This is a genomic window from Rheinheimera sp. MMS21-TC3 (assembly GCF_032229285.1).
In the GTDB taxonomy this organism is placed as follows: Bacteria; Pseudomonadota; Gammaproteobacteria; order Enterobacterales; family Alteromonadaceae; genus Alishewanella.
This window is the reverse complement of sequence record NZ_CP135084.1, coordinates 2,150,264-2,165,697: the sequence shown is the minus strand read 5'-3', so window position 1 is coordinate 2,165,697 and position 15,434 is coordinate 2,150,264. Positions and strand designations below refer to the sequence as shown.

Here is a 15,434-nt window from a genome sequence, read left to right as displayed (position 1 = left end):
TTCTTCTAGATTGGGCGAATGCTAATGCCATCGGCAATTAACTTGGCTTTTAATTCTGCAATGCTAATTATGCCTTTATGAAAAACGCTAGCAGCAAGGGCAGCATCGACATCGGCTTGCTTAAATACATCTGTAAAGTGCTGCAAGGTGCCGGCACCGCCACTGGCAATTAGGGGCACTTTACAAAGCGGACGTAAACTTTGTAATTGTGCGATATCGTAGCCTTGGCGCACACCATCTTGGTTCATGCAATTTAAAACAATTTCACCAGCACCGCGTTGCTGCACTTCAAGTAACCAGTCGCGAGTAAGCCATTGGGTTTTCTGCGTCCGGTTTTCATCACCCGTAAATTGAAATACCTGATATTGGCCAGAGTCTTGATCAAAAAAGCTATCTATACCGACGACGATACATTGGCGACCAAAAGCTTGGCTTAATTCGCTTATTAGCTTAGGGTTAGCTAAAGCTGGGCTATTAATTGAGATTTTATCTGCGCCCATTTCTAATATTTTAGCGGCATCAGCAAGGGTTTTAATGCCACCAGCAACACAAAACGGAATATCTATTACCTTAGCAATACGTTGCACCCAGCTTTTATCAACAGTACGGTTATCGCTTGATGCGGTAATATCATAAAACACTAGCTCATCGGCACCGGCTGCGGCATAACGTTCGGCCAGTGGTACTATATCGCCAATAATTTCATGATTACGAAACTGCACGCCTTTTACGACTTTGCCATCGCGAACATCTAAACAAGGGACTATCCGTTTTGCCAGCATTGTATTGCCTCCGTTAGGCTAAATTTGCCCTCTAACAAAGAGCGACCCAAAATAACACCGGCTACGCCACTGCCTATTAAGGCTTTAATATCATCAAGTTGACCAATGCCGCCTGAAGCTTGCCACTGTATTTGTGGATAAGCCGCGGTAAGTTCTTTATATAAGCTGACATTAGAACCGGTTAAGGTGCCGTCTTTACTGATATCTGTGCATAACACATGCTTAGCACCAGCGGTAATATAGTCAGTTAAAACTTGCTCTAAAGTGACAGAAGACTGTTCAATCCAGCCGTGTGATGGCAAGGTTTTCTCGCCTTGCTCATTAATAGCCACATCCAGTGCTAGCACTATTTTGTCACTACCGTATTTTTGTAACCATTGCCGAACTAAAGCGGGTTTACGAATAGCTAAACTGCCAATGACCACTCGGCTTGCACCGGCTTGTAATAAGTCGATAACATCTTGCTCAGAGCGCACGCCACCGCCAACTTGAATATTTATAGGCGAAGCGGTCATTAGCTGCTGAAGTAAATTTAGTTGCCGTTGCTGTGCATCTTTCGCGCCAGCTAAATCAACTAAGTGCAGCCAAGTGGCGCCTTGCTCTGCGTACTGATTGCGCAGGCTTAACGCACTAACATTATATTCAGTGCTATTGTCATAACGGCCTTGGTACAGCCTAACTACATTGCCGTCTATTAAATCTATTGCTGGAATAATCATAATTGCCACTTTAAAAAGTTATCTAATAATTTTGCGCCGGCTTTGCCAGAGCGCTCAGGGTGAAATTGTGCACCTGTAATATTGTCTTTCGCGATTAATGCCGAAAAATCCTCGCCATAGTGGCAGCGAGCGATAGTGTGCTCGCTCGGTGCTACAACAAAACTATGAACAAAATAAAAGTAATCTTGCTTAGTTATACCGTTAAGCAAAGGGTGAGGCTCAATATGGCTTAAAGTATTCCAGCCCATATGCGGTAAACGAACCGTTTGGCTTGGCATTGCGGTTACTTTGCCGGGAATTATCTTTAAACAATCAACATTACCCTCCTCACTGTATTGGGTAAGTAACTGCATGCCTAAGCAGATCCCTAATACCGGTTGCTGTAATTGTTGCAAGGTCATTATAAGATCCGCTTGTTGCAGTTTTGCCATGGCATTATTAGCCGTGCCGACACCGGGTAAAATAACCCGCTTAGCCTGTTTTATTAGTTTAGTGTCACGACTAACCGTTGCATTTGCGCCTAAACGCTGACAAGCAAAATAGACCGAACTGATATTGGCACAGCCGGTATCAACAATAACTAAATCTGTAGCTAAGCCAGTCATTACAATACACCTTTAGTGCTGGGCAGGGCATCACCTGATACCTTAATGGCTTGGCCTAAAGCCCGACCAAAAACCTTAAATAAACCCTCTACCATGTGGTGCTTATTGCCTGGGCTAATAGATAAGTGTAACGACATCATCATGGCGTCACTTAATGAGCGAAAAAAGTGCGGCACCATTTCTAAATTTAATCCGCCAACACTGCCTTGACCTAAGTCTGCATTAAATTTAAAAAATGGTCGGCCAGACAAATCTAATACACATTCGGCTCGGCACTCATCCATGGGTAGCACAAAGCCAAAACGGTTAATACCGCGTTTATTGCCCAGTGCTTGTTTTAATGCTTGGCCTAATGCTAAAGCAGTATCTTCAACACTGTGGTGATCATCTATATGTAAGTCACCAGCGACATTAACCTGGAGCGAAAACTCGCCGTGGGCAGCAATTTGCTCAAGCATATGATCAAAAAAGCCAATACCGGTATTAAAAGCGCTGTCACCGGTTTTATCTAAATCAACACTAATTTTGATATCGGTTTCACGGGTAGTGCGACTGACTTTTGCTTGGCGCTTACGGCTTAAAATAGCTTGGCTTATTTCAAGCCAGCCTAAGGTTTCGCGCTGATATTGAAATGACTTAAGCCCCATATTGTCAGCAAGCTGAATATCAGTGGCCCGATCACCAATAACATAAGAGTTTGCAAAATCAATTTTGCCTTGCTGTAAGTAGTCTTTGACTAAACCCAAATTAGGCTTACGACAGCTGCAATTATCTGACTCAAAGTGAGGGCAAATAAGCACATCGGCAAATTGAATACCTTGTGAATTTAATAGCTGCATCATTTTAGCTTGCGGGGCATCAAAGTTGGCTTGTGGAAAACTATCAGTGCCAAGGCCATCTTGGTTAGTCACCATCACTAAAAGATAACCTGCAGCTTGTAGCTTTAATAATGCGGGTACTAAATTAGGCTCGTAAACCAGCTTTTCTAAGCTATCAAGTTGTTTATCTAACGCCGGTTCTTCAACCATAGTACCGTCGCGATCAATAAATAAAATAGGTTGGCTAGGCATTTATATACTCTCTTGTAAATTAAAATAATTCTGTAACGCTTGCTGTAAGTTTTGCATTTGTTCAGCATTCCCGATGGAGACTCTAACTACTTCTGCAAGCCCTAATTGGTTAGACTGGTTACGCACTAAGATCCCTTGCTGTTGCAGTGCCTTAATCAAATGCGTGGCATCAGCTACTTGCAACAACACAAAGTTGGCATCACTCGGCCAGACTTTTTTTATGCCACTTAGCCCTTTAGCAAAATCAATAAAGTTATTTCGTAGCTGATTAATCACTACAACCTTTTGCTGCATTTCATTAATAGCGTCTGTCTGTAAGGCTTGGCAGGCTATTTGAACAACAGGCTCAGCCAGCGGATAAGGCGCAATAATTTGTTTAAGGGCATTAATAACGTCAGCATTGGCTAGGGTAAAACCACAGCGTAAACCGGCTAAAGCAAAAGCTTTAGATAAGGTACGCAGCACCACTAAATTAGGGTATTGCTTAAGTAAAGACGCGACTGAGCTTTGGCTGATAAACTCAATATAAGCTTCATCTACCACTACTAAGGCGCTGGTTTTATAGTGCTCTAGCACGGTAATTATTTGCGCTTGAGGAATAATATTGCCAGTGGGGTTATTGGGGCTACAGATAAAAACCAGCTTTGGTTTAGTCGCTAATATAGCGGGTAAATCTAGCTGACAATCAGCGGTTAACGGCACAATGTTAGTGTTAACTTGTTGGCTTTGCGCACTAATGGCATACATGCCATAGGTCGGCGGGCAAAGAGTAATGCTATCTTGTTTGGGCTCGCAGAAACTTCGTATTAGTAGCTCTATTGCTTCATCAGCGCCACGGCTAATTAGCACTTGGTTGCTGGCAACACCGGCATAGTTTGCATAGGCTTGAAGCAAAATTGCAGGTTGGCAATCTGGGTAACGGTTAAATTCACCCGCGACTTGATACTCAGTAGCAAGCGCATTTTCATTGGCATTAAGCCAAGTAGCCGCCGTAGTACCGCTTATGCTGCGTCTTGCTGAAGCATAAGGCGTGATCGCCTTAACACTGCTGCGTGCTAATTTGCTTATTGCATCGTTAATTACGCCAGTCATTTTATACTCCTTGGTTGCTCACTAAGTGCTAACACATCTAAACGCTTAATTACCGCTGCGGCATGGCCATCAAGCCCTTCTGCTTGAGCTAGGGTCACTATGGCCGGTCCAATATTTTTAAGGCCAAGTTTGCTAATGGTTTGTACTGTATAACGACGATAAAAATCCACTAGCGATAAACTGGATAAGGTTTTGCTAAAACCATAAGTTGGTAACACATGGTTAGTGCCACTGGCATAGTCACCGGCAGACTCCGGTGACCAAGGGCCAACAAAAATACTGGCTGCGCTGCTAAATTGGCTAACTAGTTGCTCTGGGTTTTCGGTTTGAATAATTAAGTGCTCAGGGGCATAAGCATTAGTGACTGCAACCGCTTGCGCTAAGCTTGGTGTTAAAATATATCGGCTATGGGCTAAGGCTTGGCTAGCAATAGCTTGGCGCGATAAAACCGCTAGTTGCTTATCAACTTCAGTTTGCACCTGTTTAATGAGTGCTAGGCTATCGCTTACTAATAATACTTGCGAATCAACGCCGTGCTCGGCTTGAGACAATAAATCTGCTGCAACAAAACTGGCATTAGCTTGGCTGTCGGCAATGACTAATACTTCTGATGGGCCTGCTGGCATATCTATTTGCGCACCTTGCGGATCTTGGCTAACTTGTTGCTTAGCTTCGGTTACATAGCGATTACCTGGGCCAAATATTTTATCGACTTTACTTATGCTATTGGTGCCATAAGCAAGGGCTGCTATAGCTTGAGCGCCGCCAAGGGTGTAAATTTCAGTTATGCCACATAGTGTTGCGGCATAAACAATTTCTGGTGCAATATTTTCGGCTAGTTTTTTCCCCGGCGGTGTTACTAAAACAATGCGTTTACAACCGGCAAGCTGCGCTGGCACACCCAACATTAAAACCGTTGAGGGCAGAGGTGCTGTGCCACCTGGAATATATAAACCAACGGCATTAATGGCGCTATTTTTTAGCTGGCAAAGCACACCTGGGCTAGTTTCAACCTCGATATCTTGAGGTAACTGAGCCGCATGAAAACGACGAATATTGGCATAAGCTAAGTCGATAGCCGCTTTTCTCTCAGCAGCTAAAGCGCTAACTAATTGTTGTTGCTGCTGTTGTGTTAGCACTAGGTTGTTATTGGCTAAACCATCGAATTGCTGGCTATAAGCCACTAAAGCCGCATCACCTTGCTGGCGCACTTTTTGGATAATTTGCTCAACTGCTTGTTTAATATCTGAACTGTCGGCTAATTTTGGTCGTGCTAATACCTCAGCTTGATGCTGGGCCGATAAAGTTGACCAGTTAGCAATAACCCTTGTTGGTTTAGCCTTTATGGCTTGTTCGCTAGTCATGGCTACTCCATCATCTTTTCAATAGGTAGAACCAAAATAGAGCTGGCGCCTAAGGCTTTTAATTGCTCCATCGTTTCCCAAAATAGGGTTTCACTACTCACAACGTGAATAGCAACAACGTCATCGCTACTGGCTAAAGGTAAGATGGTTGGGTTTTCAGCACCGGGTAATAAATCGATAATGGCATCAAGTTGCTTGCGCGGTGCGTGTAACATGATGTACTTACTTTCATGAGCACGCATAACGCCAGAAATTCTTGGCATTAATTTATTAATTAGGCTTAGCTGACGTGGCTCGGTTAAATTTTTACGCTGAATAAGTACTGCTTTACTGCGATAGATAACTTCTACTTCTTTTAAACCGTTAGCCTCAAGCGTGGCGCCGGTTGAAACTAAATCGCAAATGGCATCTGCTAAACCGGCTCGAGGTGCAACTTCTACCGAGCCTTTTAAATTAACCACCCGAGCATTGACCCCTTGTTGCTTTAAATATCTAGCTAATAATCTTGGGTAGGTGGTCGCAATGGTTTTACCTTGTAAAGAAGTCACTCCGCTGTAGTTTTCTTCTTGTTGCACTGCTATAGATAGCCGGCAAGCGCCAAAATCTAAACGGGCTAATACGGTGTAATCAAAGCTGTCGTCATCTAATTTGCGTTGTAATGATTCTTCTTCTAAAACGTTTTCACCAATAATGCCTAAATCACAGATCCCATCCATCACTAAACCTGGAATATCGTCATCTCGTACCCGCAAAATATCGATAGGCATATTTTCTACATGCGCAATTAAGCGCTGCTCACGCAAGTTAATTTTCAAACCACAACTGGTTAGTAGTTGTTGTGAATCAACTGATAAGCGACCAGATTTCTGCATAGCAATGCGTAAACGACTTGGTTCTGCTACTAAATTCATAATCTTTCCTAATATATTTTGCTCAATAAAAAACCCCGAGACTGGGCTCGGGGTTTAATTAACTGTTCCACCGGAGCGCCAGAAATAGCCCTCCGAAAAATACGGCAGGCTAGTCGCTATGATGATGCTGATGGAATACAGTTTTCATTTTGTCTACCTAGATTTGCTTTGATGTATACAAGCTAAAGGTTATTAACTTAGTGTGCAAGTTTTATTTTTATTTTTAAATTGAAACGTATTTTCGTAATAGCTTGATTTTAAAGGTTTATTGCTTTTGTTGTGAAAGATTAATTTGTAAGTGATTTAAGTTTATTTATGACAAGCTTTAATTTTAGATTGAAACTTAAGCAAGTTGTATAGTCATCGGCTTGGTGCTGAATTGGTTGTGATAAACAGTTTAGACGCTAATTTATCACTAATAAGTAAACTGGCAGCAATATAGGTAATATTGGTATACTTATTTTAAACTCAACAGAGTAAAAAATAGAATGGTTATTGAATACAAAACACGTACCCAGATAGTGGTGGAGGCTATTCGCGAAAAAATACTCACTGGAGCGATAAAAGCGGGTGAGCCTTTGCGTCAAGCAGTTTTAGCTAAAGAGCTTAATGTCAGCCGCATTCCAATTCGTGAAGCGTTGTTGCAACTTGAAGCTGAGGGATTAGTAGAATTTGAAGCGCATAAAGGGGCAACTGCAACTAAGCTATCAGTAGAACAAGTTAGGGAACTATTTGATATAAGAGCTTTATTAGAATGTAATTTATTGCGTCAAGCTATTCCAAAGCTTAGTGCGGTAGATTTAGAAAAAAGTGAACAAATTTTAACTGAAATGGCGGCTGCTTTTAATAATGAAGCGTCAAGAAGTTCTTGGAGTGAATTAAATACTCGGTTTCATCTTAGTTTATATTACGCTGCTAATAGGCCACTGACATATGAGATAGTACAAAACTTAATTAACAATTCAGATCGTTATATCAGAGTGCATTTATTATTAGCAGGTGGCATTGATAGAGCCGATCCGGAACATACTACTTTGCTTACCTACTGTAAAAATCAGCAAATAGACGAAGCTTGTAAACTGTTATATCAGCATATTACCGCTGCCGCAGATGAAATTATTGCTGTGTTACATAAATAAACCGTTCAAGTTCAGATAAAAATACAGGGCAGCAAACTGCTGCCCTGTTAGTATCCTTATTAGTTTAATATTACAGAAAGAGTAGTATCTGGTCTTTCTGTATTAGCATGGACACTAATATATATCCAACCTATAGGTAGAGTTGGAGTGGTAATTGATTCGTTACTATTTGGATTAGCTGATTTTTGTTGAAAATTGCTAGCCGTAGGCCAATTAGCATTACTAAAGTATAAGTCAGCATTACCTGGTTCGTTAGCATATAGATTGAAGGTGTAACTTGCATTATCAACACTGTTATACATATAGAAGTAGGTATAATCACCGTTGCTAGCTTGTGCTACACAATATTGGTTTTCGGCTTCAAGTTGTATATAGCTCACCGGAGCTTGTGTACTGCAAGCATTAGGTTGAGCATCGCTAAGCTCAGAAGTAGCTGTTAGTGATACGCCATTAAAAGCGTTATAACCATAGCTTGAAACGTACCAGCGACCTGCCGTCGGTGCTTGAAATTCACAGCTTTCATTATTGCCTGTTCTATATGGCCGACAATCAAAGCTTGTTTTATCTGGCTGTTGGCCAAATTTAACGTATAAATCCGCATCACCGCTACCATTAGATTGCGTAATGGTTAGCTTGCTTTGTCCAGCTGCTATATCTATGTAATGGTGTAACCATTGATCTTTCTGACCGGTTAAATTCAGTTTAGTCTCACCGTTGATTAATTCATTATTACCAGGTTCGGGAGTAGTAGGGTTGCCAATAGTAACCTCAGGAATGCTATCGTTACTTTGTACTGTTGTTAACCATGATAACCACTCAGTATCTAAACTCGTGCCAATGGCATTAACGGCGTTTAGATAAGCATCGTAATCACCAGCTTTAAAATGAACTAATAGTTGGTTAACGATTTCGGGTTGGCGTTCAAACATAAAGCGTACTGCTAAATATCCCCAATGATAAACGCGCTCAGTGCCACTGAAATAATTGTTTTTGAAGATTTCACTAATGGTATAGCGTTTTGAACTGCCAATTTGTACGGCTTGATCGTTTCTGTTTTTCTTTGAGACGTATTCAGCTAAGCCTTCAATCCACCAGACTGTATTATGGCTGTCTGTTCTTGCATCAGCAAAGTTGCCTTTTAAATTAAAACGACCATCTAAGTAATGCACCATTTCATGGGTTAGATTCCAAATCTCAAAGTCTGGTCTCATCCATTCTGCTTCATAGGCAATAAAGCGAGCCTGGTTGTTTGGTGCTGCGGGGTTTCCTTCAAGGTACATGCCGCCATTATCGGTATCTATGCCAAAGAAAATTCCTGCATAGAGGCCGTAGTCATCACTGCTATTAAACACCACCATTTCTAGGCTACTATTTAAGTCATCAGCAACGGGTTGTTGGTTAGTTACTAGAAATTGGTGAAAATAGCTCTCTTGCTCAGTCACAGTATTGCAAGAGTCATTAAGTTGAGTTGTCGTCATATCTTGAACTCGAAACTTCATTGAACTGTTACAAGAATGATTAATACTTAATACTTGTTGTTCTAGTTGCTCGGCAAAACCGCAAATATTAAACTCAGCACAGCGATTATAATAATCAACAGTAGAAGCTGCTTTTAACCAGACATTAGCCCCTTGGCCATTCATGCTGTACTTATTTAGTAATTTACCTATTTCACTGCTAACTAACGCTGAGGTCGATGTATTACTATATTGTAAAAAACGACTTAGCTCGGCAGCAGCATTCTCTTGCATAAAAGCTGAGTCAGAATTTAGCATCCAATCTGATGTGGCAAAATCACTTAGTTGCTGAATCAAAGCGCTGTCATTTGTTGCAGCTTGGACAAAACTATTATCGTAATGACCGCGAAATAGCACTGTAAATATGCCATTAACAGCAGCTCGCATATTCCAACTTGCCGCCATATTAGAATCCCAGCGACTTAGCCATTGTTTAACTACATAAATATAGCGAGCATTTTCGCCAGCGCTATCTATTAAAGTTAAAGCGTCTTGAATGTTTTTACCGTGAATATCAGAGCTAGAATAAAACTGTGGGTTAGCAAAGAGGTTATCTAATGCTGAGCGAACGGCTGTTTTAACCCAGCTTGGGTATTCCGGAATAGCGCTAGAGTTATAATATTGAACGTAGTATCCAGTTCGTAAAAAATAATAAAGCTTACCAATCGTTTCTTCTGAAGCTGTGGCTGGATTGTAACTACTAGCTAATGCCGCTGTAGCGTTAGCAACACTATACATTTTGTCTGCTTGAAAAGCTGATATAGCTGTAGCATTGCCATTAAACAAAGCATCAATACAAGTTGAAGGATTGTTAAGTATATGATCAACCAGTGCTTGTCCAGTTTTACTACCATAACCCGCATCCACATTATTGCAGCTGTTGTTTTGGGTAATAGACTGCCCTGATAACTTTATTTGCTGTGCAGTGTGTAATTCATAAAAATTTTGTTCTTGCTTAAGTTTTTGCTGCAGTGCGGGTGGCACAGGCTCAATTGGAGCGGTAATAGTGGCAATATGTTTACTTGTTGAGGCAGGCTGTGACGCTATCGGAGCTGGCTTAGTATCAGCTAGTACACTAGCACTAGATACAGATACAGCAAGTGCAAGCGCGCTAAGCGTTATTTCCATACTGAAGTTTTTTAATTCTCTGGTTTTCATTTTATGTTCCTATTTTATTGTTTTAGCCATCGAAGGCGTATACAATTTAACCTCTTTGCATATTGTATACAATATGCAGTGTGTATTTATTGTTTATTAATTGTTTTTTTTATCTTAAAAGTTGCTAATTAGGCGGTTAGTTTCTAGCTAATTCAATTTTGTAATTGATAGGGGATAGCCTTGAGTGGGCTAAAGTGTTTTGATATCAGAGTTTAAAAATTAGAAGGAAAAGCAATATGAGTAAACAAGTTGGTGCTGTATCAAAGCAACAAGCTTTGGCTGCTTTAACAGATATGACTGCAGACGTACCTAAAATTGAATTGTCGGAGTATCAACAACGGCTAAAGCGGGCTTGCGGCTTAATGCAGTTGCATAATATTGATGCAGTGTTATTAAATGCCGGTACCAATTTAAGTTATTTTACGGGGTTAAATTGGTATGCCAGTGAACGCTTAGTCTGTGCATTATTATTGGCTAATGGCGATATTTTATATGTTTTGCCTGAATTTGAAATTGGCTCTATACAGCCTTTAATTAAAGTGCCAGGCTCATTGCATGGCTGGCAAGAGCATGAAAACCCGTATCAACTTTGTGGGCAATTAATTCAGCAGAATTTAGCGCAAAGTAGTCACTCACTGACAATCGCTATTGATGAAAGTGCGGCTTTCTTTATTGCCGATGGTATTAAAATAGCGTTAGCAGGCAAGGGCGATATTGTTAATGCTAAGCCGGTTACTGCAGGCTGTCGAATGCAAAAAAGTGCAACCGAAATTGCCATAATGCAGCGGGCTATGGATATGACCTTAAAAGTACACCAAGCAACGGCCAGTATTTTATATCCGGGCATAACAACCGCTGAAGTAACTGACTTTATTGATCAAGCACACCGTAAGGTTGGGGCTAAGCAGGGCTCTTATTTCTGTATTGTGCTATTTGGGACAGATACAGCCTTTCCGCATGGAGTTGATAAACCAAAAGTATTAGAAGAAAACGAGATGGTATTAATAGATACCGGCTGTAAATTAAATGGCTATTTATCTGATATTACTCGTAGCTATATTTTTGGTGAAGCAACAGAAAAACAGCGTGCTGTTTGGCAGCATGAGAAGCAAGCACAAATTGCTGCTTTTAATGCCGCTAAAATAGGTGTGGCTGGGCAAGATGTAGATAAAGCTGCTCGCGATTATTTAACTGAACAAGGCTATGGGCCAGACTATAAACTACCCGGTTTACCGCATCGTACCGGCCACGGTATCGGTATGGATATTCACGAATGGCCCTATTTAGTACAGGGCAATACACTACCTTTAGCAACGGGCATGTGCTTTAGTAATGAACCTATGTTAGTGCTACCAGGTGAATTTGGTATTCGCTTAGAAGATCACTTTTATATGACAGAAAATGGTCCGTGTTGGTTCACCCAGCCTAGTTATGCAATAGATGCTCCTTTTGCTGATATAGCAGAGTAGCTTTTAGCAGGACTGCTAGGCTAGAAGTTCGAGTGTTAGCTTAAATTTAACGTTAAGCTAAAGTTTAAGCTACACTCGCCGATATAAAGTATTCAAACAATATAAGCTTAAAGCTTAGGAGGCCATTCATGGATGCTTTTATGCCATTTGTGCAACGTGTAGCCGGTGGCCCTGTTGAGCAAGATGCTAGGCTAGTGGTGCCGGTGTTTAGAGATGCAAAACTTAGTTTATTAAAACCCCATGAGCAAAAGTATTTAATTTTACGCCGGCCAAGATACGGTAAGAAAATGGCTATTGAAGATGTGCCAGAAGCCCCTTATACCACGCCAGAAGATGAACAGAAGGTAGGTGAAGATGGCCGCTTAGATATTTTTGTCTGATTTCTGTTAGCAAAACAGGCATAATAGCTATTTTATACTTAGCTAAGATGGTATTTGCTGTGCAGCTTATTGTTTTCTCATATTTCTCTTCACTTTTCATTGCTCGTCATGCATAACCAGGTTAATGCCGCATTTTCTGCAACTGGCGCCTTAGCTAAGCATATTGACGGCTTTAATGCCCGAGAAGCTCAGCTAGATATGGCCAAAGCCGTGACTGATATTATTGAACAGTCCGGTGCTTTAGTCGTAGAGGCGGGTACGGGTACTGGCAAAACCTATGCTTATTTAGTGCCTGCGCTACTTAGTGGCAAAAAAGTAGTGTTATCTACCGGCACAAAAAACCTACAAGAACAATTATATTATCGTGATTTACCCACAGTGGTTAAAGCACTCGCTAGCCCATTACAATTGGCGCTACTAAAAGGGCGCAGTAATTATCTTTGTTTATTTCGTTTAGAGCAGCACTATAATCATGTGCCAATGCAAGATGACAAGCTGATCCAAGATTTAAGCTTAATTAAAAAATGGTCTGCAGAAACTCAAACCGGCGATATAGGCGAACTAGGTTATATTGCTGAAGATTCTAAAGCCTTGCCTTACGTCACTAGTACGACAGATAACTGTTTAGGCAAAGAGTGTCCGGTTTATGAAGATTGCCATTTATTAAAAGCGCGAAAAAAAGCCCAAGCTGCCGATGTAGTAGTAGTGAACCATCATTTATTCTTTGCTGATCTGGCACTTAAAGACACCGGTTTTGGTGAGTTATTACCCAATATGGATGTAATAATATTTGATGAGGCCCATCAGCTACCGGATATTGCCAGTGACTATTTTGGCGAACATGTTTCCAGTCGCTTATTGCTCGATTTATGCCGTGATATAGATGTCGCCTGTAAAACAGAATTACGCGATCATCCACAGCTAGCTAAAGTTGCTGAAAAACTAGCCTTATTGGTAAAAGATTGGCGGCTACAGTTTTCTGCTGATTCAACCCGGGGTAATTGGCGTGAAGCTTATCAGCAATTGCCGATGCAAACGGCCTTAAATAGAGTCAGCGAAAGCATTGAAATGCTGTATTTAGTGCTTAAATCCAGCTTAGGTCGCAGTGAGCAAATTGATAATGTATTTGAGCGCTTAGTGCAAATTAAGCTGCGTTTAACCAAACTGACGGATATGCAGCAAGATGGCGTGAGTTTATGGTATGAAACGACTCGTTTGCACGTTAGCTTGCATTTAACACCGCTTAGCATAGCTGATAAGTTTAACGCTATAGTGGCTGCAGATGAACGTAGTTGGGTTTTTACCTCTGCTACTTTGTCGGTAAATAATGGCTTTAGTCATTACACCGCGCAAATGGGCTTACAACAAGCGAAAACCTTGCTGTTAGAAAGCCCATTTAATTATGCTGAGCAATCTTTATTGTGTGTGCCTCGCTTTATGCCAGAGCCGCATCAGCCAACAATGGCTAAAACATTAATCGACATTGCCTGCCAATTAATAGCCGCTAACAATGGCCGCTGTTTCTTTCTCTTTACTAGCCACCGTATGTTACAAATGGTGGCTAAGCAGCTACCCGATTTAATACGTCAGCCGGTGCTAGTGCAAGGTACAACGGGTAAGCGTTTACTGTTAGATCAATTTGTGAAATTAAAAAATGCAGTGCTATTAGGAACAGGCAGCTTTTGGGAAGGCGTCGATGTGCGTGGTGATACCTTAAGCTGTGTTATTATCGACAAGTTGCCTTTTGCTTCACCGGATGAGCCTTTATTACAAGCGCGCAGTGAAAACTGTGTTCGCCAAGGCAAAGATCCTTTTTTCGAAGTACAATTGCCCCAAGCTGTTATCACCTTAAAGCAAGGCGTTGGCCGTTTAATTCGTGATGTGACTGATCGCGGGGTTATGGTTATTTGTGACAATAGATTAGTAACAAAACCCTACGGCGAAATATTTTTAACCAGCTTACCCGCGATGAGCCGAACTCGGTCGCTGGATGATGCTATTACATTTTTAAAACAGATAGAGCAGGAAAACGAATCTTGAAACAGCAAGATAATGTAAAACTATTAGCTTTAGATACCTCAACCGAAGCCTGTTCGGTTGCACTTTCTATTAATAATCAGCTGTTAACCTTAGACGAAGTTTGCCCACAACAGCATAGCAAGCGTATTTTGCCTATGATCCAGCAATTGCTTAGTCAGGCCCAATTAAGCCTGTCACAGTTAGATGGCATTGTTTTTGGTAAAGGCCCAGGTAGTTTTACTGGGGTACGAATTGGCGCTGGGGTCTGTCAGGGTTTAGGCTTTGGAGCCAATTTGCCAGTATATGGTGTCTCTACGTTAGCGGCTATGGCACAAGCGGCTTATCGCTTAAAAGGCGCCAAGCAAGTGGTTGCTGCCATTGATGCGCGTATGGCTGAAGTCTATATAGCGGCTTATAAGCTTGATGTCGCAACTGAACTTATGCAACCAATATTGGCAGAAACTGCGGTAAAACCGAGTGTTTTATCTGCCTTTGGCTTAGCAGGTGAAGTAGCAGGCGTAGGAACCGGTTGGCAAACTTATGGCCAAGAGCTGCAATTAAAACAGGCAGCAACTTATTATGCTGATATTTTGTACCCATCAGCTCAAGATATGTTGGCGCTGGCGCTACCTGCACTGTTAGCCGGTGACTTTATGTCTGCAGAATTAGCAGAGCCTAGTTATGTTCGTGATGAAGTCACATGGCAGAAGTTACCCGGAAAGTGAGTAGAGACTAAATAATACTTGGTTAAATTTTAACATTGGTTATAATTAAACCATGTTTGGGTTAGAGCATAGCTATGACGTTAACTGTAAATCAAAGCCTTAATGCACCTGCTAATGTTGCTGCGGTATATACAAATACTGAAGCGAGAAGGCAAACGGCTGAGCCAAAAACAGCACCGGTAACGCCTCAGGGCACAGGCATACGCAGTAATGCCAAAGTGCTATCGGCTTTAGACGCAGAGCATAAGCAACCTTCATTTCGTGCTAACACTAATGATGCGCATGCAGAGCGTGCTTTGTTAGCCTATAAAAGCTTACAAAACCAAGAGCGGCGTAGTGAAATTCAATCTATGTTAGGCGTTGATCTTTACGCTTAAAGGCTAAACTTCTATTTTAGCTTTCTTCGTTACGACCTTTTTCAATATTTTCTATTATTATTCCCTTATTTGTCACAACTAGCTCTTCAGCGAATAGGCTATATGCT

The 15,434-nt window shown here is 41.4% G+C and carries 14 protein-coding genes; 6 read left to right on the top strand and 8 right to left on the bottom strand.

Going from position 1 to position 15,434, the window contains the following annotated elements:
* Window positions 1–5 precede the first annotated feature (5 nt).
* The 7 genes from hisF to hisG are packed head-to-tail and all read right to left on the bottom strand — an operon-like array spanning window position 6 to window position 6,543.
* Window positions 6–782 (bottom strand): imidazole glycerol phosphate synthase subunit HisF, encoded by a 777-nt coding sequence (gene hisF, locus RDV63_RS10560; RefSeq protein WP_313909465.1) that lies wholly within the window; start codon window positions 780–782, stop codon window positions 6–8.
* A complete protein-coding gene (gene hisA / locus RDV63_RS10555; protein WP_313909464.1) occupies window positions 764–1,501 on the bottom strand; it encodes a 1-(5-phosphoribosyl)-5-[(5-phosphoribosylamino)methylideneamino]imidazole-4-carboxamide isomerase in 738 nt (245 codons plus the stop codon). Before hisA ends, hisF begins: the two co-directional genes overlap by 19 nt.
* On the bottom strand, window positions 1,498–2,106 hold the full coding sequence (gene hisH / locus RDV63_RS10550) for an imidazole glycerol phosphate synthase subunit HisH (RefSeq protein ID WP_313909463.1): 609 nt from the start codon (window positions 2,104–2,106) through the stop codon (window positions 1,498–1,500). The genes hisA and hisH overlap by 4 nt, the downstream gene beginning before the upstream one ends.
* Complete coding sequence (gene hisB, locus RDV63_RS10545) at window positions 2,106–3,176, bottom strand: bifunctional histidinol-phosphatase/imidazoleglycerol-phosphate dehydratase HisB (protein WP_313909462.1); 1,071 nt, start codon at window positions 3,174–3,176, stop codon at window positions 2,106–2,108. The genes hisH and hisB overlap by 1 nt, the downstream gene beginning before the upstream one ends.
* Window positions 3,177–4,268, bottom strand: a complete 1,092-nt coding sequence (gene hisC / locus RDV63_RS10540) for a histidinol-phosphate transaminase (protein WP_313909461.1) — start codon at window positions 4,266–4,268, stop codon at window positions 3,177–3,179. It lies immediately after the preceding gene.
* Entirely contained in the window at window positions 4,265–5,632 is a 1,368-nt protein-coding gene (gene hisD, locus RDV63_RS10535) for a histidinol dehydrogenase (protein WP_313909460.1), read from the bottom strand. Before hisD ends, hisC begins: the two co-directional genes overlap by 4 nt.
* A 2-nt stretch (window positions 5,633–5,634) precedes the next feature.
* A complete protein-coding gene (hisG, locus tag RDV63_RS10530; protein ID WP_313909459.1) occupies window positions 5,635–6,543 on the bottom strand; it encodes an ATP phosphoribosyltransferase in 909 nt (302 codons plus the stop codon).
* 488 nt (window positions 6,544–7,031) lie between these two features.
* On the opposite strand from hisG, the gene RDV63_RS10525 reads away from it, so the two are divergent.
* Window positions 7,032–7,682: a GntR family transcriptional regulator gene (locus tag RDV63_RS10525; RefSeq protein WP_313909458.1), complete on the top strand. Its 651-nt coding sequence runs from the start codon at window positions 7,032–7,034 to the stop codon at window positions 7,680–7,682.
* 59 nt (window positions 7,683–7,741) lie between these two features.
* On the opposite strand, the gene RDV63_RS10520 is transcribed toward RDV63_RS10525, so the two are convergent.
* Window positions 7,742–10,357, bottom strand: a complete 2,616-nt coding sequence (locus tag RDV63_RS10520; RefSeq protein WP_313909457.1) for a M9 family metallopeptidase — start codon at window positions 10,355–10,357, stop codon at window positions 7,742–7,744.
* A gap of 236 nt (window positions 10,358–10,593) precedes the next feature.
* On the opposite strand from RDV63_RS10520, the gene RDV63_RS10515 reads away from it, so the two are divergent.
* From RDV63_RS10515 to RDV63_RS10495, 5 genes are all read left to right on the top strand, one after another.
* Window positions 10,594–11,826 carry a Xaa-Pro peptidase family protein gene (locus RDV63_RS10515; protein ID WP_313909456.1) on the top strand — a complete coding sequence of 411 codons (1,233 nt, stop codon included), beginning with the start codon at window positions 10,594–10,596 and terminating at the stop codon, window positions 11,824–11,826.
* 128 nt (window positions 11,827–11,954) lie between these two features.
* Window positions 11,955–12,206 (top strand): hypothetical protein, encoded by a 252-nt coding sequence (locus RDV63_RS10510; protein ID WP_313909455.1) that lies wholly within the window; start codon window positions 11,955–11,957, stop codon window positions 12,204–12,206.
* Window positions 12,207–12,314: 108 nt separating this feature from the next.
* The gene (locus RDV63_RS10505) at window positions 12,315–14,246 is read left to right on the top strand and encodes an ATP-dependent DNA helicase (RefSeq protein WP_313909454.1); all 1,932 of its coding nucleotides are present in this window, start codon (window positions 12,315–12,317) and stop codon (window positions 14,244–14,246) included.
* A complete protein-coding gene (gene tsaB, locus RDV63_RS10500; protein ID WP_313909453.1) occupies window positions 14,243–14,950 on the top strand; it encodes a tRNA (adenosine(37)-N6)-threonylcarbamoyltransferase complex dimerization subunit type 1 TsaB in 708 nt (235 codons plus the stop codon). The genes RDV63_RS10505 and tsaB overlap by 4 nt, the downstream gene beginning before the upstream one ends.
* A gap of 74 nt (window positions 14,951–15,024) precedes the next feature.
* Window positions 15,025–15,327: a hypothetical protein gene (locus RDV63_RS10495; protein ID WP_313909452.1), complete on the top strand. Its 303-nt coding sequence runs from the start codon at window positions 15,025–15,027 to the stop codon at window positions 15,325–15,327.
* Window positions 15,328–15,434 lie beyond the last annotated feature (107 nt).

Coding starts and splice junctions, on each gene's coding strand:
- RDV63_RS10525 (WP_313909458.1), top strand. CDS start 7,032: ATGGTTATTGAATACAAAACACGTACCCAGATAGTGGTGGAGGCTATT.
- hisB (WP_313909462.1), bottom strand. CDS start 3,176: ATGCCTAGCCAACCTATTTTATTTATTGATCGCGACGGTACTATGGTT.
- RDV63_RS10515 (WP_313909456.1), top strand. CDS start 10,594: ATGAGTAAACAAGTTGGTGCTGTATCAAAGCAACAAGCTTTGGCTGCT.
- hisD (WP_313909460.1), bottom strand. CDS start 5,632: ATGACTAGCGAACAAGCCATAAAGGCTAAACCAACAAGGGTTATTGCT.
- RDV63_RS10495 (WP_313909452.1), top strand. CDS start 15,025: ATGACGTTAACTGTAAATCAAAGCCTTAATGCACCTGCTAATGTTGCT.
- hisA (WP_313909464.1), bottom strand. CDS start 1,501: ATGATTATTCCAGCAATAGATTTAATAGACGGCAATGTAGTTAGGCTG.
- RDV63_RS10510 (WP_313909455.1), top strand. CDS start 11,955: ATGGATGCTTTTATGCCATTTGTGCAACGTGTAGCCGGTGGCCCTGTT.
- RDV63_RS10520 (WP_313909457.1), bottom strand. CDS start 10,357: ATGAAAACCAGAGAATTAAAAAACTTCAGTATGGAAATAACGCTTAGC.
- hisG (WP_313909459.1), bottom strand. CDS start 6,543: ATGAATTTAGTAGCAGAACCAAGTCGTTTACGCATTGCTATGCAGAAA.
- hisH (WP_313909463.1), bottom strand. CDS start 2,106: ATGACTGGCTTAGCTACAGATTTAGTTATTGTTGATACCGGCTGTGCC.
- hisC (WP_313909461.1), bottom strand. CDS start 4,268: ATGACTGGCGTAATTAACGATGCAATAAGCAAATTAGCACGCAGCAGT.
- RDV63_RS10505 (WP_313909454.1), top strand. CDS start 12,315: ATGCATAACCAGGTTAATGCCGCATTTTCTGCAACTGGCGCCTTAGCT.
- hisF (WP_313909465.1), bottom strand. CDS start 782: ATGCTGGCAAAACGGATAGTCCCTTGTTTAGATGTTCGCGATGGCAAA.